This is a genomic window from Corynebacterium afermentans subsp. lipophilum, from assembly GCF_030408375.1.
GTDB lineage: Bacteria > Actinomycetota > Actinomycetes > Mycobacteriales > Mycobacteriaceae > Corynebacterium > Corynebacterium lipophilum.
On the sequence record NZ_CP046530.1, the window covers coordinates 133,088 to 154,146 of the forward strand.

13 protein-coding genes, 2 tRNA genes and 1 other RNA gene are annotated in these 21,059 nt (G+C 64.4%); 11 read left to right on the forward strand and 5 right to left on the reverse strand.

Translation table 11 applies throughout. The features are described from left to right. The first annotated feature begins 556 nt into the window (after positions 1-556). Both CAFEL_RS00545 and CAFEL_RS00550 read left to right on the forward strand, forming a co-directional pair. The gene (locus tag CAFEL_RS00545) at positions 557-5,500 is read left to right on the forward strand and encodes a carboxypeptidase regulatory-like domain-containing protein (protein WP_290172064.1); all 4,944 of its coding nucleotides are present in this window, start codon (positions 557-559) and stop codon (positions 5,498-5,500) included. 183 nt (positions 5,501-5,683) lie between these two features. Further along, positions 5,684-7,870: a hypothetical protein gene (locus CAFEL_RS00550; RefSeq protein WP_194560019.1), complete on the forward strand. Its 2,187-nt coding sequence runs from the start codon at positions 5,684-5,686 to the stop codon at positions 7,868-7,870. A 13-nt stretch (positions 7,871-7,883) separates the two neighbouring features. On the opposite strand, the gene CAFEL_RS00555 is transcribed toward CAFEL_RS00550, so the two are convergent. Beyond that, a complete protein-coding gene (locus CAFEL_RS00555) occupies positions 7,884-8,888 on the reverse strand; it encodes a prephenate dehydrogenase (RefSeq protein WP_194560020.1) in 1,005 nt (334 codons plus the stop codon). A 50-nt stretch (positions 8,889-8,938) separates the two neighbouring features. Here CAFEL_RS00555 and CAFEL_RS00560 point away from each other — a divergent pair, with 50 nt between their 5' ends. From CAFEL_RS00560 to tgt, 6 genes are all read left to right on the forward strand, one after another. After that, positions 8,939-9,421 (forward strand): tRNA adenosine deaminase-associated protein, encoded by a 483-nt coding sequence (locus tag CAFEL_RS00560; protein WP_194560021.1) that lies wholly within the window; start codon positions 8,939-8,941, stop codon positions 9,419-9,421. Positions 9,422-9,450: 29 nt separating this feature from the next. Continuing rightward, entirely contained in the window at positions 9,451-9,885 is a 435-nt protein-coding gene (locus CAFEL_RS00565) for a nucleoside deaminase (protein ID WP_194560022.1), read from the forward strand. A 76-nt stretch (positions 9,886-9,961) separates the two neighbouring features. Continuing rightward, a complete protein-coding gene (locus CAFEL_RS00570; RefSeq protein ID WP_194560023.1) occupies positions 9,962-10,189 on the forward strand; it encodes a CsbD family protein in 228 nt (75 codons plus the stop codon). A 38-nt stretch (positions 10,190-10,227) separates the two neighbouring features. Beyond that, positions 10,228-10,315, forward strand: a tRNA-Ser gene (locus tag CAFEL_RS00575). Between the two features lie 109 nt (positions 10,316-10,424). Then, positions 10,425-12,788, forward strand: a complete 2,364-nt coding sequence (locus CAFEL_RS00580; protein WP_194560024.1) for an MMPL family transporter — start codon at positions 10,425-10,427, stop codon at positions 12,786-12,788. Further along, positions 12,785-14,032, forward strand: a complete 1,248-nt coding sequence (gene tgt / locus CAFEL_RS00585) for a tRNA guanosine(34) transglycosylase Tgt (RefSeq protein ID WP_194560025.1) — start codon at positions 12,785-12,787, stop codon at positions 14,030-14,032. Before CAFEL_RS00580 ends, tgt begins: the two co-directional genes overlap by 4 nt. A 57-nt stretch (positions 14,033-14,089) precedes the next feature. Here tgt and CAFEL_RS00590 read toward each other — a convergent pair whose 3' ends face one another. Then, on the reverse strand, positions 14,090-15,442 hold the full coding sequence (locus CAFEL_RS00590) for a hypothetical protein (protein ID WP_194560026.1): 1,353 nt from the start codon (positions 15,440-15,442) through the stop codon (positions 14,090-14,092). A gap of 560 nt (positions 15,443-16,002) precedes the next feature. Beyond that, complete coding sequence (locus CAFEL_RS00595) at positions 16,003-16,644, reverse strand: queuosine precursor transporter (RefSeq protein ID WP_228496316.1); 642 nt, start codon at positions 16,642-16,644, stop codon at positions 16,003-16,005. Between the two features lie 19 nt (positions 16,645-16,663). On the opposite strand from CAFEL_RS00595, the gene gluQRS reads away from it, so the two are divergent. Continuing rightward, positions 16,664-17,584, forward strand: coding sequence for a tRNA glutamyl-Q(34) synthetase GluQRS (gene gluQRS / locus CAFEL_RS00600; protein ID WP_194560028.1), 921 nt, complete (start codon positions 16,664-16,666; stop codon positions 17,582-17,584). A gap of 2 nt (positions 17,585-17,586) precedes the next feature. Here gluQRS and CAFEL_RS00605 read toward each other — a convergent pair whose 3' ends face one another. Both CAFEL_RS00605 and CAFEL_RS00610 read right to left on the reverse strand, forming a co-directional pair. Further along, the gene (locus CAFEL_RS00605) at positions 17,587-19,311 is read right to left on the reverse strand and encodes an alkaline phosphatase D family protein (protein ID WP_290172065.1); all 1,725 of its coding nucleotides are present in this window, start codon (positions 19,309-19,311) and stop codon (positions 17,587-17,589) included. Between the two features lie 131 nt (positions 19,312-19,442). Continuing rightward, positions 19,443-19,531, reverse strand: a tRNA-Ser gene (locus CAFEL_RS00610). A 122-nt stretch (positions 19,532-19,653) separates the two neighbouring features. Here CAFEL_RS00610 and ffs point away from each other — a divergent pair. Both ffs and CAFEL_RS00620 read left to right on the forward strand, forming a co-directional pair. Continuing rightward, an RNA gene (gene ffs, locus CAFEL_RS00615) (signal recognition particle sRNA small type) lies at positions 19,654-19,749 on the forward strand. 21 nt (positions 19,750-19,770) lie between these two features. Then, positions 19,771-21,051, forward strand: a complete 1,281-nt coding sequence (locus CAFEL_RS00620; RefSeq protein WP_194560029.1) for an aspartate aminotransferase type Ic — start codon at positions 19,771-19,773, stop codon at positions 21,049-21,051. Positions 21,052-21,059: the final 8 nt, after the last annotated feature.

Consider the following 21,059-nt stretch of genomic DNA (forward strand, 5'->3'; position numbering starts at 1 on the left):
ATTTACAAAACCAACCATTGGAGCCATCTTGAAGAACGCTTCCTCCCCGTTCGAGTTCAACTCGGACGCTGCCGCCCAGGGACCTTCGAACCCTGCGCGCTACAACGCAATGTCCTCCGCGGGCCACACCCCGCGCCGCCACTCCGGCAAGCGCTCCGTCATCGCCGGCATGACGTCTGTCTCCCTGGCGCTGGCGGGGCTGACGGTGCCGGGGATTAGTGGGGGTGTGGGAAGTGGCGCATCCTTGGCAAGTGCTCAAGAGACTGACACCACCACTATTGCTGCGAGATTCTCGGATTCTAAACTAACTGACAATAAGTGGGCTGCGACGCTCACCCTTGACTTCGGCCAAGCTGCTCAGACTTTCAACAGTGTTCGTATCGAGGTACCTGCTGAAATTGAGTCGACTGACACGTTCCCGGATAAAGCAAATTACAGCGTGCGATTGCTTAAAGGTAGAGACCTCGTTGAGGATCTCGGAGTTATTGAGGGAGTTGGGGGAGGCTCCCCTAAGGAACTACGGACGTTGGCGTTTACTCTTCCAAAGAGCGTGACCTTGCCTGATGAAAATCTGGCGCTTCAGTTCCGCTACGAGGATGGCACCTATTCCGATTTTCCTACCGACGCGGGGGCTTCCGCAGCCAAGCTCCGAGCCGTAATCAACGAAGTTGATATGACGGGTTCGGTGTCTGATGTGGTGGTGGATCAGTACAAGAAGCCGGTTGAGGGCACCACGGTTGAGTTGGTTGACGGCAACGGTGAGGTTGTGGAGTCGACGACTGTTGGTGCTGATGGCAAGGTTGACTGGGCTGGTGTTCAGCCGGGTGATTACACGCTTCGTGTGACGACGCCGGATGGGTATTCCGATGTTGCGGACCAGTCGTTTACGGTCAAGCCTGGTGAGACCGGTAAGAAGCTTCCGGACCTTGGTATCGAAGCGCTTGATGGTTCGGTGTCTGATGTGGTGGTGGATCAGTACAAGAAGCCGGTTGAGGGCACCACGGTTGAGTTGGTTGACGGCAACGGTGAGGTTGTGGAGTCGACGACTGTTGGTGCTGATGGCAAGGTTGACTGGGCTGGTGTTCAGCCGGGTGATTACACGCTTCGTGTGACGACGCCGGATGGGTATTCCGATGTTGCGGACCAGTCGTTTACGGTCAAGCCTGGTGAGACCGGTAAGAAGCTTCCGGACCTTGGTATCGAAGCGCTTGATGGTTCGGTGTCTGATGTGGTGGTGGATCAGTACAAGAAGCCGGTTGAGGGCACCACGGTTGAGTTGGTTGACGGCAACGGTGAGGTTGTGGAGTCGACGACTGTTGGTGCTGATGGCAAGGTTGACTGGGCTGGTGTTCAGCCGGGTGATTACACGCTTCGTGTGACGACGCCGGATGGGTATTCCGATGTTGCGGACCAGTCGTTTACGGTCAAGCCTGGTGAGACCGGTAAGAAGCTTCCGGACCTTGGTATCGAAGCGCTTGATGGTTCGGTGTCTGATGTGGTGGTGGATCAGTACAAGAAGCCGGTTGAGGGCACCACGGTTGAGTTGGTTGACGGCAACGGTGAGGTTGTGGAGTCGACGACTGTTGGTGCTGATGGCAAGGTTGACTGGGCTGGTGTTCAGCCGGGTGATTACACGCTTCGTGTGACGACGCCGGATGGGTATTCCGATGTTGCGGACCAGTCGTTTACGGTCAAGCCTGGTGAGACCGGTAAGAAGCTTCCGGACCTTGGTATCGAAGCGCTTGATGGTTCGGTGTCTGATGTGGTGGTGGATCAGTACAAGAAGCCGGTTGAGGGCACCACGGTTGAGTTGGTTGACGGCAACGGTGAGGTTGTGGAGTCGACGACTGTTGGTGCTGATGGCAAGGTTGACTGGGCTGGTGTTCAGCCGGGTGATTACACGCTTCGTGTGACGACGCCGGATGGGTATTCCGATGTTGCGGACCAGTCGTTTACGGTCAAGCCTGGTGAGACCGGTAAGAAGCTTCCGGACCTTGGTATCGAAGCGCTTGATGGTTCGGTGTCTGATGTGGTGGTGGATCAGTACAAGAAGCCGGTTGAGGGCACCACGGTTGAGTTGGTTGACGGCAACGGTGAGGTTGTGGAGTCGACGACTGTTGGTGCTGATGGCAAGGTTGACTGGGCTGGTGTTCAGCCGGGTGATTACACGCTTCGTGTGACGACGCCGGATGGGTATTCCGATGTTGCGGACCAGTCGTTTACGGTCAAGCCTGGTGAGACCGGTAAGAAGCTTCCGCCGCTTGATATTCAGAAGGATGCGCCACCGGTTTCTGCGACGCCAACTAGTACGGCTGCGCAGCCGTCGAAGCCGACTACCTCGGCTCCGTCCTCGACCGCGAAGCCGACTACGACGAAGCCGACCACTTCGGCTCCGTCCTCGACCGCGAAGCCGACTACGACGAAGCCGACTACCTCGGCTCCGTCCTCGACCGCAAAGCCGACTACGACGAAGCCGACCACTTCGGCTCCGTCCTCGACCGCGAAGCCGACTACGACGAAGCCGACCACTTCGGCTCCGTCCTCGACCGCGAAGCCGACTACGACGAAGCCGACCACTTCGGCTCCGTCCTCGACCGCGAAGCCGACTACGACGAAGCCGACCACTTCGGCTCCGTCCTCGACCGCGAAGCCGACTACGACGAAGCCGACTACGACGAAGCCGACCACTTCGGCTCCGAAGCCGACTGCCGCACCCGCACCTTCCACGGACTCCAAGCCGGAGGAGAAGAACCCGAGCATCGTCGGTACCATCACCGACCCGGAGGGCAACCCGCTTCCGCCGACGAAGGACAAGGACGGCAAGCCGCAGCTGCCGACCGTGATCGTCAAGGACAAGGACGGCAACCAGGTCGTCGACCCGATCCAAGTGGACGAGAATGGTAACTTCGAGGTGCCGGCGCTGCCGGAGGACGGCGATTACGTGGTGATCGTCGACGCGCCGGACGGCTTCAATGATCCGAAGCCGCAGGTTGTGCCGGTGCAGAAGGGCGAGACCTCCAAGCTGCCGCCGATCACGGTGGACAAGCCGGAGATCGATCTGGACAAGAACAAGCCGGCTGCGAAGCCGGGCTCTGTCCACGGCTGGTTGGTCGATGAGTCCAACCGTCCTATCACTGGCTCGGACATCAAGCTGGTGAAGAAGGGGGTTACGGACCCGGAGACCGGTGAGACGTTCGATTACGAGGTCCCGATCGAGGTTGACGCGGATGGCTACTTTGTCACCCCGCCGATCGACTTCAAGTACTTCCCGGAGGGCAAGGCTGACTTCGATCTTGAGGTCACCCTGCCTGAGGGCTGGCCGGATGCGGACATCAACGGCGACAAGATCAACCGCACCGTGACTGTCGAGGCAGGCGAGTCCACCCCGGTTGAGATCAAGGTTGAGGCGCCGAAGACGCAGTCCATCGTCGGCCGCGTCGACGACGGCAACGGCAAGGCTGTGCCGGGGACCACCGTTGTGGTGACCGACCCGCGCGGCAACTCCCGCGTCATTCCAGTCGAAGACGACGGCACCTTCGAGGTTGACGATGTCATTCCGGGTGTCCACGACGTGGAGATCCTGACCCCGGGCCGCGGCAACGACGCGGACCCGATCAAGGTCCCGGTGCGCACCGGCGAGAAGGTCGAGCTGCCGGAGATCCACCTGACCACGAACAAGTCCCTGAAGCTTGAGAAACGAGTATGGGGCCGCGACGCCGACAACAACGGCAAGGTCAAGAATGAAGACGGTGAGCTTGTCGACGATGTGATGACCGTCAAGGACGGCGAGGACCTCATCTACGCCCTCATTGTCACCAATGACGGCGACGAGCCGATCAAGGACATCGAATTCGATGATCCGGAGCTGGAAAAGCGCAACATTGAGCTGACCATGCCGGAAGGCTGGACCGCCGAGTCTGAACTGGCACCGGGCGAGTCTAAGGTTTGGAGCGCCAAGATGAAGGCGCCGGAAGACGCGTTCGACTTCAACAACGTCGCAACCGCAAACGGTGTCACCTCCAAGGGTGAGAAGGTCGGCTCCCTGCCGGATTCCGCTTACACCAAGTTCCTGCGTGGTGCCGTGGACAAGAAGGTCAACGCCCGCTTTGCCACGAACAAGGACAAGCCGGTTCAGGCTGCGGCCAACTCGCCGCTGGGCTTCACCTACGAGGTGAAGAACACCGGTTCCACCGCGATGGTTAACGTCAAACTCACCGACATCGTCTACGAGGACGGCATTGACGAGAACGAGTGCAAGCCGGTTAAGGCGTCCGAAAAGACCGAGGACAGCCAGTGCTACGACCTTGATGTCAAGGCACCGGAAGGCTTCACCGGCACGCTGCTGCCGGGCGAGCGTGTGGTCTTCACCGCTGAGCTGCCGGAAGGCCTCAAGCCGGGCGCGAAGCACCACAACGCTGCTGAGGCTCGCGGCGAGCTTCCGGCACGTCCGGGTCGCGGCGGTAGCTACGAGGGCGAACCGGACTACGGCGACGACCCGTCGTCCGTGCTGATCATCTCCCCGAAGGACAACATCAAGGGCAACGCCCACGTTGTGGTCTCCGAGGGTGCGGAGCTCGACTCCAGCGACCTCCGAGTTGTCGCCTGGGTCGATGAAAACGCCAATGGCAAGCAGGACCCGGACGAGAGCCTGAGCGGCCTGAAGCTCACGCTGGTGCCGTCCGACGGCACGCCGTCCTTCGCCGGTAATGCCGATGAGAACGGCAACGTCCTGTTCGAGGGCACGCCGTACGGCAAGTACACGGTGAAGATTGACAGCCCGGGCGAGCTGCGCCTGGTCGACCCGAAGGATCCGGAGAACAACTCCTTCGATCCGGGTGCGGTCCTCGAGTCCAAGGAGTTCGAGGTCAACAAGGACGAGCAGTACATCAACCTCCAGCTGGAGACCCCGCGCACCGCGGGTATCTCTGAAGGTAATGCCGGACAGCCGCAGGGCGAAGAGGAAGACAGCTCCCTGGGCAAGTGCCTGGCCTCTGCCTCCTCCGTGTCCAACCCGGTCGCGTGGCTGGTCCCGCTCGGCCTGCTCGGTGCCGTCATGGGTGGCATCGGCGTGATGTTCGAGGATGAGCTGAACCAGATTTCTGCTCAGGCCAACGCAGCAATCCGTGAGGCAATGCCGAACGTCGATCTTGGTATCGGCTTCCAGCAGCCGGAGTGGGTCACTGAGATCCAGGGTCAGTGGCAGGCGCAGATCGACCAGGTGAACCGTCAGCTGGCACAGATCAACCCGGCAGCCCCGGCTGCTGCGGGCGGCGTCGCTCTGCTGGCTATCGCTGGTTTGCTCACGGGTATCTTCTACGCCGGCTGTGAGGCGGGCTGGTTCGAGCCGAGCGAGGAGGGCAGCTCCGCTGGTAGCTCCTCCAAGGCAGACGCTGAGGGCACTGAAGATGTCGCTGGCTCCAGCAGCTCCAGCTCCGAGGGTGGCAGCTCCAAGAAGGATGAGGCTGACTCTGAGACTCAGCCGGAAGAGGCCGCCAACTAAGGTCCCGAGGGCTCTAGTCCATGGCTGAGCTCTCAAACGTGCCCCGGTCTCGTCGATAGGCATCGGCGAGGCCGGGGCGCTGTATATTTACAGGTTTTAAATATTGAGACGACGCGCTGAAACGTATACATTCGTAGGTGCTTTCTGGGCTTTCGCGCGCTTTTTCACATTCGAGAGGTAATAATGGCTTCAAACTCCAAGGTCAACCGCATCGCCGGGCTGTCGCTCGCCGCTGCAGTCGCGGGCACGCTGACGCTTGTGCCCGTTGCGAAGGCGGAAACCACGTCTCCGTCCTCGGAGTCCACCACGTCGAAGGCTCCGGTCGTCTCCACGGAGGACACCAGCTCCGCCGCCCCGGTGACGACGTCGAGTGAGTCGGCTGCGGGGTCCCCGAAGGCGTCGACAAGCAATGTTGCCCCCACGACCAAGGCGGACACCGCGCAGGAGTGGGCTGACATTCTCAAGGGATTCGCCTCTCTGATTGTCTCCTCGACGGCCGCGGGTTCCGGCACCTCGGGTGTGCAGTACACCTCCGACGACCACACCTACAGCGCAGTAGCCAGCAACCCGACCAACGGCCGCCTCTACGCCGTCTCTGACGAGGGCCACCTGCTGCGCATCCACCCACAGAGCGGCAACCTGAAGGACCTGGGCGAGATCCCGGGCTTCGACGCCGAGGAGATCACTTCCGCCGCCTTTACTAAGGACGGCACGCTCGTGCTTATCGACGGCGAAAACGTCTACACCAAGGACCTCGCCGACGACGAAACCGGTACGAAGAGCACGCCGGAGAACCTCGATTTTGTGAAAAAGCCCGTTGAAGGCGTGCTCGATCTGCCCGAGCTTGCGTGGGCTCCGACAGACAATGACGCCGAGCTGGTCGCGCTTGCCACCGAGGGCGGCAAGGCGACGCGCTACACCCTGAACGTGAAGGACGAGAAGGCCACCGCCGACGAGGCTCCCGCCAAGGTTGACGAGAGCGTCAACCTGGACGACGTCGTCGCGTTCGAGTACGCCTACCTGGCCGATGACGCCACCTTCTTCGCCGACGGCGAGGGCAACGCTGTCAAGCTTGACGACGGCAAGATCGTCGCCGTTGAGACGGACCGTACGGAAGAGGACAACTACAAGGCCGTGGCGGGCCTGGAGGCGAAGCCGCAGTCCGCTGACGTCGAGACCCCGGCAACCGAAGCTAACGCGCCGACCACCACTGCCGCCGATGCGCCCGCTGCTGCTGACTCCGCGACGGTTACCCCGACCACCACCGCTGAGCCGTCCCCGTCCAAGAAGGCCCCGAGCGTTGGCCAGCGGGACGTTGAGGTCGTCGAACTCGACGTTGAAGTTGTCACTGCGGACGGTCGTTTCGTGGAGGGCGTCAACTTTGTCAGCAAGGACGGCGCCGTCGACGGCAGCACCGACGAGACCGGCAAGGGCAAGGTTTCCCTGAAGCTGAACGATGCCTCGCGCGACAAGGACACCTTTAACCTGGCCATCGACGTGGCACCGGAAGGCTGGGGCGGCTCCGTGGCCGAGGTTCAGCGCGGCGCCAAGTCCGTGAAGTTCGTCCTCCCGGAGGGCGAGAACGCTTCCGCCACCACCACCGTTGCTGCGCCGAAGGACACGCCGACGTCGACGAAGAAGACGTCCGAGTCCAAGGACAACTTCTTCGAGGTGGACGTCCTGGTCAAGACCGCCGACGACAAGCTCGTCGAGGGCGCTGAGTTCAAGAGTGAGGACGGCCGCGTGGTCGGCACCACCGACGCCGACGGCCGCGGCCGTATCGGCATCGACTTGAAGAAGGACTCGCGCGACAGCAACCTCATTCAACTGACCCTGAAGGAAGCTCCCAAGGGCTACAAGAACACCGAGGTGCTCATCCGCCGCGACGAGGACAAGGCCGAGCTCGTGCTTCCGCGCGACCCGAACGCCACCCCGTCGTCCACGCTGAGCAAGCCGGACCAGGTGCTGAAGGTTATCGACCAGGTCCGTCCGGTGGCGTCGTCCTTCCTCGCCCCAGCGGCCGCACTGGCCGGCGCCGGTGGTCTGGCGGGTGCTGGCGGCTCGAAGAGCACCAATTCCACCAAGACCACGTTCGGCGGCACGAAGGTCACCTCCAGCAAGACCACGGGTCGTTCCACGGGCCGCTCCACCAGCGTGACCCCGTCCGCGAAGGTGGTTACCCGCAGCGGCAACTCCACCAATGTGGCGAAGTCGACTTCGACGACGCGTACAACCTCCTCCGACAATGAGCGCGACGGTGATCTCGCGGATACCGGTACCCCGATGCGCGCAATCATCGCGCTCGGTGTGCTGTCCGTGCTCATCGGTGGCGCCTACCTGGCACTGGGGCGCCGTCGCGAGAACCAGTAAGGCCGCGTCGGGCCTAGAACACCTCGACGCGCCCGCCGACGGACTCGATCTGCACCAGCTGCTTCTCCCAGCCGGGGGTGCCCGGGTGCACGCGCATGATCGGGCGCGAGGAGATCTCCACGGGCGAGACGGACTCGCGTCGCGCCCCCTTGCGCGCGGCCATGCGCAGGTGGGCGCGGTGGCCGGACTTGGTCAGCTCTTCAAGTGACTGGCTCTCGCCGGACAGTGAGTCGCGGGCGTCTTGGAGAAGGGTGATGAACTCGTCGAGCACGGGCACCAGCGATTCTGCGTTGGTCTCGCACATGTTGCGAACCAGGTCGGGGTCGGTGCTGGCCACACGCGTGGCGCCGCGGAAGGACCCGGCGGACAGGGATTGCGCCAGGGTGCCGCCGTGGTCGCCGACTAAAGCCAGCGCCTCGGCGATGACGTGGGGCAGGTGGGACACGCGGGCGACGGCCTCGTCGTGGCGGTCCACAGACACCGGCACCGCCTCCGCGCCGACCACTGCGGCCAGGCGGCACACCACGGTGAACAGCTCGGCCCACTCGGGGTTGCCGGGGTGCTCGCGGGCGTAATCGAAGGTGACGGCCCACGCGGCGCTTGCGAACAGCCCTTCCTGGGAAGCGGTCCACCCGGAAAACTCCGTGCCGGCCATGGGGTGCCCGCCCACGTAGCGCGACTCCAGCCCGCGTTCGACCACCAGGTCATAGACCGGCTTTTTCACGCTGACCACGTCGGTGATGCCGCACGACGGCGCGAACTCGGCCACCTGGTCCAGCACCGAGGCCACGGCACGCATCGGCACCGCCACGACCACCAGCGCGCCGTCGTCCTCGGCGCGGCGCAGCACTTCTTCCACGGAGTCGGACACGTCGAAGCCGTCCCTGCGTGCGGCACCTGCGCCGTGCAGCGTGAACCCGTAGACGCGCTCGCCGCGCGCGTGTAGGTCGCGCATGAGCGATCCGCCGATGAGTCCGAGGCCGACGATGCACACTGGGGGCAGCTGATGTGTAGTCACTACACACAGTCTAGTGACACCTCCGCGCCCGCGGACTACGCTTCGACACCATGAGCCAGGATTTCCCGGACGGGTACGCAGTCACCGTCGAGCGCACCGGCGGCGCGTGGCGTGTGCGCGAGTTCGACGACGACTTTTCGGACCTTTCCACCTCCGTCACCGCGGTGCGGAACCTGCGCGCGGAGGGGCCGGCGTTCGCGCTGCTCAATGTGGAGGAGGACTACCTGGTCATCGTGCGCCCGGGCCCGTCGCAAACCCGCGTGCTCATCTCGGATGCGACGATGGCGGTGGACGACGATTTCGCCGCCGACATCCTCGACGAGGCGGGCGCCGAGATCCCGGACATCGACCCGGACGAGCTGGACAATGTGGACGCGTGGGCGGATGGGGACTTCGACATCCTCGCGGATCTCGGCCTGTCGGAAGAGCAGATGAGCATTTTGCTTGACGACGACGCCGACCCGGCCGACCTCGCCCTGGCAATCGCCGATGAGCTCAGCTTCGGCGACGAGTTGGACGACGTGGTTGGGTGAACGCCCCGCTGAGACGCGCCGAGGGGCGCATGCGCGTCGCGCTCGAGACTGCGAAGCGCACCCCCGCCGGCGACGTGCCGGTGGGCGCTGTCGTGTTTGCTGCTGACGGGGAGGTGGTGGGCACGGGCGTGAACCGTCGAGAAGCGAACTGCGATCCCACCGCCCACGCCGAGGTGGAAGCGATCCGCGACGCCGCGCGGACGTTGGGGACGTGGCGGCTGGACGGCTGCGAGCTGGTGGTGACGCTGGAGCCGTGCACGATGTGCGCCGGGGCGATTTTGGGCGCGCGGGTGTCCTCGCTGGTCTTCGGCGCGTGGGAGCCGAAGACGGGTGCGGTGGGCAGTGTGCTGGACGCGATCCGGGGCCCGCGCCACCTGCACACCCCGGAGGTGCGCGCGGGTGTGCTGGAGGCGGAAGCTGCCAAAATGCTGGCGGAGTTCTTCGAGGGTCTGAGGAGTAATTGAATCGTTACCCAACGCCGCGCCGTTCGGACCTATAGTGGGGCACCTAGCTGATTCCAACGAACAAAGGAGGAAGACAATGGGTATTGAGGACAAGGCAGACCAGCTCAAGGGCGGCGCTAAGGAAGCTCTGGGCAACGTCACCGATAACGAGAAGCTGACCAACGAGGGCAAGGCTGACCAGCTGGTCGGCTCCGCCAAGGAGAAGCTCTCCGACGCAGGCGACGCCATCAAGGACAAGGCCAACGAGGTCGCCGCGAAGGTCGAGGACAAGCGCGACGAGGCTGAGGACGCCGCAGAGCGCTAATTTGGTTATCCGGCAACGCTGCCGTTAATCTGTTCGGCGGTAGCGTGTCCGAGCGGCCGAAGGTACTCGCCTCGAAAGCGAGTGAGGGTAAAACCTCCGCGGGTTCAAATCCCGCCGCTACCGCCAACGCGTCAAGCCCCCGGAAACGGGGGCTTTTCGCATGTCTGGGGCTGCCACTAGGATGGGCCGGGTTACGCTCGCGCGGGCCGCGGGCGGGAAGGAACGGGTCTTTTACGTGGCGAAACTGCTGTACAAACTCGGGCGCTGGTCGTACCTGCACAAGTGGCGGGTGATCGTCGCCTGGCTGCTGCTGCTCGGGGCGACGGCCGCTGGCGCGCTGTCGCTGATGAAGCCGTTCACGGACGAGTTCGCCATCGAGGACACCCCGGCCATCAACGCGCTGGACACCATGGCGGAGAACTTCCCGGACGCGGGCAACGTGGCCACCGCGCCGAGTGTGAACCTGGTCTTCGCCGCGCCGGAGGGGCAGCGGCTGGACACCCCGGAGCACATGGCGGCGATGGATGCCACCGTCGGCTACATCCAGGACCACCTGGGCGTGGAGGGCCAGCGTTTCGGCAACCCGGTGCAGGTCAACGAACAGTTGCAGCGCACCATCGTCGACCAGATGTCTGAGATGGGCATGCCGCCCGAGCGTGCGGAGGCGGACGCGCACAATTTGCGGATGCTTTCCGACGACGCACGTATCGGCTACACCACCTTCGACTTCGATGCCCCGTCGTCGATGTCCGTGGACCAAGCGGACCGCGACGTGGTGACTGAGGCCATGCAGCTGGGCCGCGACGCCGGGCTGCAGGTGGAGGCCGGCGGCGCCGGATTCGGCGACCCGATCGCGGTGAAAACCACCTCCGAGCTGGTTGGCCTGGGCGTGGCGTTTGTTGTGCTGGTGGTCACGTTTGGTTCCCTCGCGGCGTCGGTGATCCCGCTGATCTCCGCCGTGGTGGGCGTGGGCATCGGCGCACTTTTGGTGATGCTGACCACGCACTGGGTGGAGCTGAACAACGTCACCCCGGTGCTGGCCGTGATGATCGGCCTGGCGGTGGGCATCGACTACGCCCTGTTCATCCTCTCGCGCTTCCGGCAGGAGGCGCGGAACCTGCCGCCGGACAAGGCTGCGGGCATGGCCGTGGGCACCGCCGGGTCCTCGGTGGTCTTCGCCGGCACGACGGTGTTCACGGCGTTGGTGGCGCTGGCACTGGCGCAGATTGAGTTCCTCACCTGGATGGGCCTGGCGGCCGCAGCCACCGTGGCCATCGCGGTGCTGGTGGCGCTCACCCTCGTGCCGGCGCTGCTCGGTCTGTGGGGCTCGAAGGCGTTCGCCGGCAAGATCCCTGGCCTGGCGGGCAACCCTGGGCCCGGGAAGCGCCCGGGCAAGGACCTGGACGAAAACTCCATGGGCCGGCGCTGGGTCCGCTTCGTGGAAAAGGCCCCCGGCCTGGTCATGGCTGTGGTGGTGCTGGGCCTCGGCGCCCTGAGTATCCCGGTGCTGAACCTGGAGATGGCGCTGCCGTCTGACACCACCTCCAACCTGGACACCACCCAGCGCAAATCCGCCGACCTCATGGCGGAAGGCTTCGGCCCCGGCGTCAACGCCCCGCTGCTTTTGGTGGTGGACGCGCACAGCGCCAACCCGGATTCGGAGATCCTGCAGCCGTACATGGACGCCATCCCGGACGAGGCCGGCGGCGACGCCGAAAAGGCGGCGCTGGCCAGCTTCATCTACACCGTGGGCGAGGTCGGTTCCGTCGGCGGCATCACCCACGCCCAGCTCATTGGCGCCAACGAGGACCTCACCGCCGCGCAGATCCTGGCCACCCCGGACGGCGGGCCCGAGGAGCAGCGCACCCTCGCCGTCGCCCACGGCGTGCGCGACACGATCGGCCAGGTGGAGGACGCCACCGGGGTAGACGTGGGGCTGACTGGCCTGACTGCGGTGCAGATGGACATCACCGAGGAACTCGCCGAGGCCATGCCGCTGTACCTGTCCATCGTGGTGGGCCTGGCCATCGTGCTGCTCATGGTGGTGTTCCGCTCCCTCCTCGTGCCCCTGGTGGCCGGGCTCGGCTTCTTGCTCTCTGTCGGCGCCGCGTTCGGCGTGACCGTCCTGGTTTTCCAGGAGGGGCTGTTCGGCCTCGTCAACACCCCGGGCCCGATCCTGTCGTTCTTGCCCATCTTCATGATCGGCGTGACCTTCGGCCTGGCCATGGACTACCAGGTCTTCCTGGTCACCCGCATCCGTGAGGCATATCTGAAACGTGGGGACGGGGATAAGCTTCGCGCCGTCCACGAATCCACCGTCGAAGGCTTCGCGCAGGGCGCACGCGTGGTCACCGCTGCCGCGATCATCATGATCGCCGTGTTCATCGCCTTCCTTGACCAGCCGCTGCCGTTCATCCAAATCTTCGGCTTCGCCCTCGGCATCGCCGTGCTTTTCGACGCATTCTTCATCCGCATGGCCCTCGTCCCCGCCACCATGTACATCCTGGGCCGCTCCACCTGGTGGATGCCCAAGTGGCTCGACCGCCTCCTGCCCGAAGTGGACGTCGAGGGCACCGAACTAGAAAAGGAACACGCATGACCGACGTGACGTTTGAGGCCCACACCCAACTCGAGCCGGCACCGGGCCGCCACGGCCGCACCGGCGTGATCCACACCCCGCACGGTGACATCCAGACCCCGGCGTTCATCCCCGTGGCCACGAAGGCGACGGTGAAGACACTCACGCCGGAGCAGATCCGCCAAACCGGCGCGCAGGCGATCTTGTCCAACGCGTACCACCTGTACCTGCAGCCCGGCCCCGACATCGTGGACGAGGCCGGCGGCGTGGCCTCGTTTGAAAACTGGCACGGGCCCACCTACACCGACTCCGGCGGCTTCCAGGTGATGAGCCTCGGCGTCGGGTTTAAAAAGGTGCTGGCCATGGACGTGGCCGGGCTGACCGATTCCGACATCCGCGCCGCGAACAAGGACCGCATGGCGCGCGTGGACGACGACGGCGTGGACTTCAAATCCGTCATCGACGGCTCCTCGCACCGCTTCACGCCCGAGGTGTCCATGCAGATCCAGCACCAGCTCGGCGCCGACATCATGTTCGCTTTCGACGAGCTGACCACGCTCGTGGACACCCGCGCCTACCAGGAGCATTCCGTCGAGCGCACGCGCCGCTGGGCCCGCAGGTGCCTGCTCGAGCATGACCGCTTAACGACGGCACGTTCCGACAAACCCCTCCAATCCCTCTGGGGCGTGGTCCAAGGCGCCCAATACGAGGACCTGCGCCGGCAGGCGGTGCGGGGCCTGCTGGACCTGGACAAGGAGGCGCGCGCCGAGGGCCGCCGGGGCTTCGGCGGCTTCGGCATCGGCGGCGCGCTGGAGAAGGAGAACCTGGGCACCATCGTCGGCTGGGTCACCGACGAGCTGCCCGTTTCGATGCCCCGGCACCTGCTTGGCATCTCCGAACCGGACGACATCTTCACTGCCGTCGAGGCCGGCGCCGACACCTTCGACTGCGTGGCGCCGACCCGCCTGGGCCGCCGCGGCGGGGTATACACCCTGGACGGGCGGATGAACCTCGCCGGCGCCCGCTTCAAGCGCGACTTCGCCGGCGTGGACGAGGAGTTCGGCGGCTACGTCTCCGAGAACTACTCCCGCGCGTACATCCACCACCTGCTCAAGGCCAAGGAGTTTTTGGCCGGCACGCTTTGCACCATGCACAACCTGGAGTTCATGATCCGGCTCGTGGACAACATCCGCGCCGCCATCGACGCCGGCGACTACGAGGCCTACCGCGACGAGTTCCTCGGCCGCTACTACGCGGGGAAGTAGCAGACACAAAAGCGGGCCCTTCCCTTATCGGGGAGAGCCCGCTTTTGTGGCTGGTTCTTACTTCATTGCGAGGAAGCCTGCGCCGATGCCGATGATGGCTAGGGCTGCGATGACGCCGCCGATGATGGCTGCGATGTTGACGCCGTCGTCGGCCTTCGCGGGTTGGGCGGCCTTCGCGGGCTGGGCTTTGACCTGCTCGACCTTGACCTGCTCGACCTTGACCTGTGCGTCGGCCTTGTCTGCCTTGTCTGCCTCGTTGGCTTGCGGCTTTTCGGCGGGGACGACGCCGCGTTGTGCTTCAACCTCTTCAGCTTCTTCAGCCTCGTCGACCTCAGCTACTTCTGCTTCGATCTCGGCGGGAACTTCGGGTTCTGCGACCTCGACGGGTGCCGGGGTTTCGATTTCGATGTCTTCTTCGACCTTTTCGGCTTCGACTGGTGCGGTGAAGCGGGCGCCGATGGCGTCGGCGTAGGCGCCGATGCGCGGGTTGTCGAGTACAAGCGCGTCCCAGTCGGCCGGGACCAAGATGCGGCCTGCGTCGGTGGCGGCGAAGTAGGGCTGCTCCGAGTAGTTGAAGTGGCTGAACTGGTCGTTGTAGTTCATCACCGAGTTGTAGCCGGCCTGCATGGGCTCGCCGTCTTTGATGGCGGCGACGTGGGCGGCGGCACCGTAGTGGCGCAGCCCCAGGGTGTGGCCGAACTCGTGGAGGATGGTGTTGCGAAGCTGCTTATCAGTCATGCGGCCGCCGGGGTTAGCGACGTAGAAGGAGTTATCACCCACCAGTGCCAGGCCGGTGGCGTCGTAGCCGTAGTACATCCGGTCGCCGATAACGCCGGGGCGGAAGATGTTTGCGCGGTCGCCGAGCTCGTTGATGGTGTTGATGAGCTTCTCACCGCTGTACGCGTCGTTGTGGAAGTAGGCGGGGGTGTACTCGACGGTTTCGCCGCCAAAGAACTCGACGTAGTTGTCGATGTTGGTGTAGTGGTCACCTGCGTCGATGTGCAGGTTGATGCCGTGGTCGGCAAAGAGGTCGACCAGCTCATCGAGCGATTCGGTGCTGGGTGCGTAGGTGGCGCGGTTAGCCTTCGCGCATGCTGCGGCAGCGACAGTGTCGCAGTTGAGGCTGTCGTATTCCGACGGCATCCAGTTCAGCTGCATGAACAAATCCGGTCTTGTGGGGTCTGCTCCCCAGTCCGGCAGGGGGATTTCTGTGCCGTCGGCGAGGATGACGCCTTCTTCTTCCCAGATGTCCGGCAGGCCGTCACCGTCGGTGTCGATCAGGTCGGTGGTGTTGGTGGTAATGGGTGCGAGTGCAATACCGGCCGGGGCGGCGGTCGCGACGTTGACGCCCGAGATGGCGATGGCGGCGGTCAGGGCGGCTGCTGCGGTGTTTCGGATTGCTGCTCGCATGGTTTCTGTCTCCTTGGTGCGGTCCCGGTTTCCCGGGGTGTTTTTGTTTTGTTCTTTGTTACAGCCATGAGTTTATGCACCGGGTATGCGCAGGTAAAACGCTCGGAGGGTGGGAAGAAAAAAGGGCGGATCGTTGAACAAACTTTCCGGATTGTTCAACGTTTGCACACCGTTTGGCCTGCGGATTGTTCATCAATCCGGGCCTTGAAATCCGGGCTGCCGACGCATTGTTGAACGATCAGCCACCGGGCGGTCGTAGATGGTTCAACAATCCATACCATGTGCATAGTATGCACCTTAAGGAGTAATAACGCACCGCCTCGGGCAATCATGGTTTTACCTGCACGTTTGGGGAGTGCATACAACTCATCGTCTCTCAGAGTTCCCCCAAAACCGTTAAGAAACTGCCGGTCATGGCCGGATTGTTGAAAGATCCGTGGATTGTTCGACAATCCCGCTCTGCTCTCTACCCCCGTTTTTTACCCCCGCTGCGGTGGCAGGGGAGCGTCGATACGCAAAAAGCCCGCAACCGTAACGGCTGCGGGCAGAAACAGCCTGGTTTAAACGGACGCCTCCGCCCGGCGCACCGCCGCGATGGTCGGGTAGGTCACCGGCAGGAGCAGCACCTCCATGGCGGTCTTCCACAGGAAGCCGACCACCACGTAGTTCACAAACGCGCCGGTGGAGTCGATTCCAATCACAGCTGCGGCAATCGAGCAGAACAATAAAGTGTCGGCGAACTCGCCCACGATGGTGGAGCCGATCAGGCGCGCCCACAGGCGGTCGGTGCCAAAGCGGTCCTTCATCTTCTGCAGCACCCACGCGTTGAGCAGTTGCCCCACCACGTAGCCGGTCAGCGAGGCCACCACGATCCGCGGCAGGAGGCCGAGGACGGCGGCGAAGGTGTCGTTCATGTCGTAGAAATCCGCGGCCGGCAGCCAGATCGCTATATAGAAGGACAGGACCGCAACGACGGCGATGCCGAAGCCGGTGAACACGGCGCGGCGGGCCGCTTTGAACCCGTAGACCTCGGCGATCACGTCGCCGATGACATACGAGATGGGGAAGAGGAAGAACGCGCCGTCGGTGATCAGCGGCCCGAGGGCCACGCCTTTTTGGGCGGTGATGTTGGAAATCAAAAACACTGCGCAGAAGATGGCGAGCAGGTACGGGTACGGGGAGCGGGAAACGCGAGGTGACATGCGCTTTATCATGGCACACATGTCTGATTTTCAAGCTCCCGCCGGCCGCTACGCCCCGAGTCCCAGCGGCGATCTCCACTTCGGCAACCTCCGCACCGCGGTGCTGGCGTGGTTGTTCGCGCGCCAGACCGGCCGCAACTTCTACCTGCGTGTGGAGGACATTGACTCGGAGCGCTCGTCCGCGGAGTCCGCGCAGCGCCAGATCGAGGATCTGCAGATGCTCGGCCTCGACTTCGATCCGCCCGTGATCTACCAGCACGATCGGGGCGACGCGTACGCCGATGCGCTGTCCCGCCTGGACACCTACGAGTGTTATTGCTCCCGCCGCGACATCCGCGAGGCGGCTTCCGCGCCCCACGCCCAGCCCGGCATGTACCCGGGCACCTGCCGCGATCTTTCAGAAGAGCAGCGCGCTTTACGACGCTCCGAGCTCCACGCCGCCGGCCGCCTCCCGGCAATCAGGCTGCGGGCGCACGTGCGCGAGTGGACGGTGCACGACTTCTACCAGGGCGAATACACAGGGCCGGTGGACGATGTGATCTTGAAACGCGGCGGGCGCGTCGACCAGGCGCAGGCGGGGGACTGGGCGTACAACCTGGCCGTGGTGGTCGACGACGGCTACCAGGGCGTGGACCAGGTGGTGCGCGGAGACGATCTGCTGTTTTCGGCGCCGGCGCAGGCGTACCTCGCCGACCGCTTAGGGCTCACAATTCCCTCGTATGTTCATGTTCCGCTCGTGGTGGGGCCGGAGGGACGTCGATTAGCAAAGCGCGATGGGGCGGTGACGTTGCGGGAGATGCCGCGCGAAAACAGTGCGGAAGAAGTGGTGGCGCAGATCGCGGAATCGCTCGGCTGTGCGGGCGTTTCGAGCGTCCAGAAGCTACGGGAGGTTTTTGATCCGGCGCAGCTGTCGCGCCAGCCGTGGCCGTGGGCGCGATAGGCTTATTGCCCGAAGCCCTCGCCGTTGCGCCACGTCAGGGTCGCGCCGGGGGAGACGGGCGAGGCCGGGTCCAGGATGTTGTGCACGCGGAGCCACTGCATGTCCACCTGCTCGGGCGTGATGTCCACAACCGTGTAGCCGTGTGTGTCCAGCGCCACGTGGTGCAGGCTGGGGTTCGCCGCGCGCAGGTAGCTGCATGCCGCGCCGAAGATGGGGTGGCCGGTGCGGATCTTCGTCGACTCCGCCACGTTCGGCGCGGTGATGGAGGAGCAGACGATCTCGCAGCCGATCTCTTCGCCGCCGTGGGTGATGGTGTGCGCCCACTCGGAGTGGATGTCGCCGGTGAGGAAGATCGGCTGCTTGCCTAAACGGCCCAGGGCGTTGATCAGGCGGCGGCGTTCGAAGTCGTAGCCGTCCCACTGGTCGCCGTTGAGTGGCAGGTCGTTGAGCTCGGGCAGCGGCGCCTGCGCCGGCACGATGTTCGCGCTGAGCGACTTAGCGACAGGTCGCGTGGCCGCGTGGTTGAACGCCGCACCGAGATGCAGTGGGGAGAACATCACGGAGTTGCCCAGTGCGTTCCATGTCGCCGTGGAGCGCTCGAGTGTGTCGATGAGCCAGTCGTACTGCTCGGAGCCCAGCATCGTGCGCGCATCGCCCGACTGGCGGGCGCCGCCGCGCCAAAACTCCTTGTCGCGGTAGGTGCGCAGGTCCATGATGGTCAGCTCCACCAGGTCGCCGAAACGCAGGGAGCGATAGATGTGGCCCTCGTCGGAGGTTTCGGTCAGGCGCACCGGCATCCATTCGTAGTAGGCGCGCATGGCGGCGTCACGGCGGGTGTGGAAGTCGCCCTCGTCCGCGTTGTGGTTCTCGGCGCCGTCGCGCCAGTTGTTGTTGGCGATTTCGTGGTCGTCCCACACCACCACCCACGGCATGGCGGCGTGGGCGTCGCGCAGGTGCGGGTCGGTGCGGTAGCGGCCGTAGCGGGTGCGGTAGTCCGCCAGGGCGACAATTTCGTGGGCGGGTTGGTGCAGGCGCACGGGCCCGTAGCCGGCGTATTCGTACTGGGCGTATTCGTAGATGTAGTCGCCGAGGAAGACGGCCAGGTCCAGCTCGCCCGCCCATGCGCGAGCCGCCATGTCCTGGTAGGCGGCGAAGAAGCCGGATTCCCAGTTGGCGCAGGAGGCGACGGCCCAGCGCTGCCGGTCCACGTGGCCAGTGGGCGCGGTTTTGGTGCGGCCGAGCGGGGAAGCGGCGCCCTCGTGCGGGCCGTTGGCCACGGTGAACGCGTAGTAGTAGACGGTGTCCGGTTCCAGGCCGGACACGTCGACGTGGATGGTGTGGTCGCGCTCCACGCGGCTTTCGGTCTCGCCTTCGGCGACGACGTCGCGAAGCTGCGCGTCGCGGGCGACCCGCCAGCGCACCCGGGTGTTGGCGCCGCGGCCGGAGCCGGGCATCGCGTGCTCGTCGGGGGTGATGCGCGTCCAGATCACCACCGCGTTAGGCAGCGGGTCGCCGGAGGCCACGCCGTGTACAAACGGCAGCGGCGCAAGCTCCATTTCCACGGGCACCGGCTTCGTCGGCAGCGTGCTCTGCGACTGCGCGCTCGGGACCGCCACCGCTGCCCCCGCCGCCGAGGTTGCCACGGCGGCGGTGCGTAAAAAGCCGCGTCGAGACAGGCGCTTTTGCTTATCGACGCCCTCCGGTTGCCTCCGCTCACACCCGTACACGCCCCACAGTGTGGGCTGTGCGCGGCCACTGCGCTACCGGGGGAGGGCGATGTAGCTGGGAATTCGCCGGAAGTTCGCGCGGAGTTTACTTCGGCAACGCAAAAGCCGGCACCCCGCGGGGTACCGGCTTGTGGCGGAGGATGTGGGATTTGAACCCACGAGGGTCGTGAAACCCGCACGCGTTCCAGGCGTGTGACATAGGCCGCTAGTCGAATCCTCCAGCGACACTCGAAAGCGTCTTGCGATATATTAGACCACCCAGCGCCCACGACCAAAACCGCAGCGCATCCGGCTTATGCGCCCTTGGCTTGTTTCTGGAGGGGCAACATGGCTACAGTATCGGGCAGGATCCCACGCGGTGTTATCTTGTGAACTCCCCCAGGGCGGGAACGCAGCAAGGGTCAGCGAGCTCTGGCAGGTGCGTGGGGTCCCTTTTTAGTGCGCTGTACGATGTAACCCATGTCTCTTTCGGATCTTGATCCCACCCAGTTCTCCGAGCTGGCCCAGCGCACCCGTCAGCAGTATGACGAGCTCAAGGCCCGCAACCTCAACCTGGACCTCACTCGCGGCAAGCCGTCGAGTGAGCAGCTCGATTTCTCCAACACCCTGCTCTCCCTGCCGGGGGAGGGCGATTACACCGACAACACCGGCGCGGACGTGCGCAACTACGGGGGCCTGACCGGCATCCCCGACATCCGCGAACTGTGGGCCGAGGTGCTGGGCATCGACCCGGACAACCTCATCGCCGGCGACTCTTCCAGCCTGAACATCATGTTCGACCTGATCTCCTGGGCGTATATCTGGGGCACCAACGACTCGCCACGCCCGTGGAAGGACGAGGAGCGCGTCAAGTGGATCTGCCCGGTGCCGGGCTACGACCGCCACTTCGCCATCACCGAGCACTTCGGCTTCGAGATGGTCCAGGTGCCCATGACCCCGACCGGCCCGGACATGGACGCCGTCGAGGAACTGGTGAAAGACCCGCAGGTCAAGGGCATGTGGACGGTGCCGATTTACGGCAACCCGACGGGGGTGACGTTCGCACCGGAGGTCGTCGAGAAGCTTGCCGCGATGGAAACCGCGGCCGAAGACTTCCGCATCATCTGGGACAACGCCTACGCCATCCACACGCTTACCGGCGCGCTGCCGGACAACCCCGACGTGATCGCACTGGCGGAAAAGCACGGCAACCCGAACCGCTTCTGGTACATGTCGTCCACCTCCAAAATCACCCTCGCTGGCTCCGGCGTGGCATTCTTCGCCTCCTCGAAGGCCAACCTGGAGTGGTACGCCTCCCACGCCTCCATCCGCGGCATCGGCCCCAACAAGGTCAACCAGCTCGCACATGCGCGTTTGCTTGGCGACGTCCAAGGGTTGCACACGCTCATGAAACAGCACGCCAACTCGCTGGCGCCGAAGTTCGAGGCCGTCATCGGGATCCTCGAAGACCGCCTCAGCGAGTTTGGGGTGGCCGAGTGGACCGAACCGGAAGGCGGCTACTTCATCTCCCTCGACGTGCTGGACGGCTCCGCCACCCGCGTGTGGGAGCTGGCCAAGGACGCCGGCATCACCCTGACCAAGGCCGGCGCGTCCTTCCCCGGCGGGGTGGACGAGAACGACCAGAACATCCGCCTCGCACCGTCGCTGCCGCCGCTGGATGAGGTGCGCACCGCCATGGACGGCGTCGCCACCTGCGTGCTGCTCGCCTGCGTGGAAGCTGCGGAGGCACAGGCGGACTAGACTTGCCC

Coding starts and splice junctions, on each gene's coding strand:
- CAFEL_RS00550 (WP_194560019.1), top strand. CDS start 5,684: ATGGCTTCAAACTCCAAGGTCAACCGCATCGCCGGGCTGTCGCTCGCC.
- CAFEL_RS00560 (WP_194560021.1), top strand. CDS start 8,939: ATGAGCCAGGATTTCCCGGACGGGTACGCAGTCACCGTCGAGCGCACC.
- CAFEL_RS00565 (WP_194560022.1), top strand. CDS start 9,451: ATGCGCGTCGCGCTCGAGACTGCGAAGCGCACCCCCGCCGGCGACGTG.
- CAFEL_RS00570 (WP_194560023.1), top strand. CDS start 9,962: ATGGGTATTGAGGACAAGGCAGACCAGCTCAAGGGCGGCGCTAAGGAA.
- tgt (WP_194560025.1), top strand. CDS start 12,785: ATGACCGACGTGACGTTTGAGGCCCACACCCAACTCGAGCCGGCACCG.
- CAFEL_RS00590 (WP_194560026.1), bottom strand. CDS start 15,442: ATGCGAGCAGCAATCCGAAACACCGCAGCAGCCGCCCTGACCGCCGCC.
- CAFEL_RS00595 (WP_228496316.1), bottom strand. CDS start 16,644: ATGTCACCTCGCGTTTCCCGCTCCCCGTACCCGTACCTGCTCGCCATC.
- gluQRS (WP_194560028.1), top strand. CDS start 16,664: ATGTCTGATTTTCAAGCTCCCGCCGGCCGCTACGCCCCGAGTCCCAGC.
- CAFEL_RS00620 (WP_194560029.1), top strand. CDS start 19,771: ATGTCTCTTTCGGATCTTGATCCCACCCAGTTCTCCGAGCTGGCCCAG.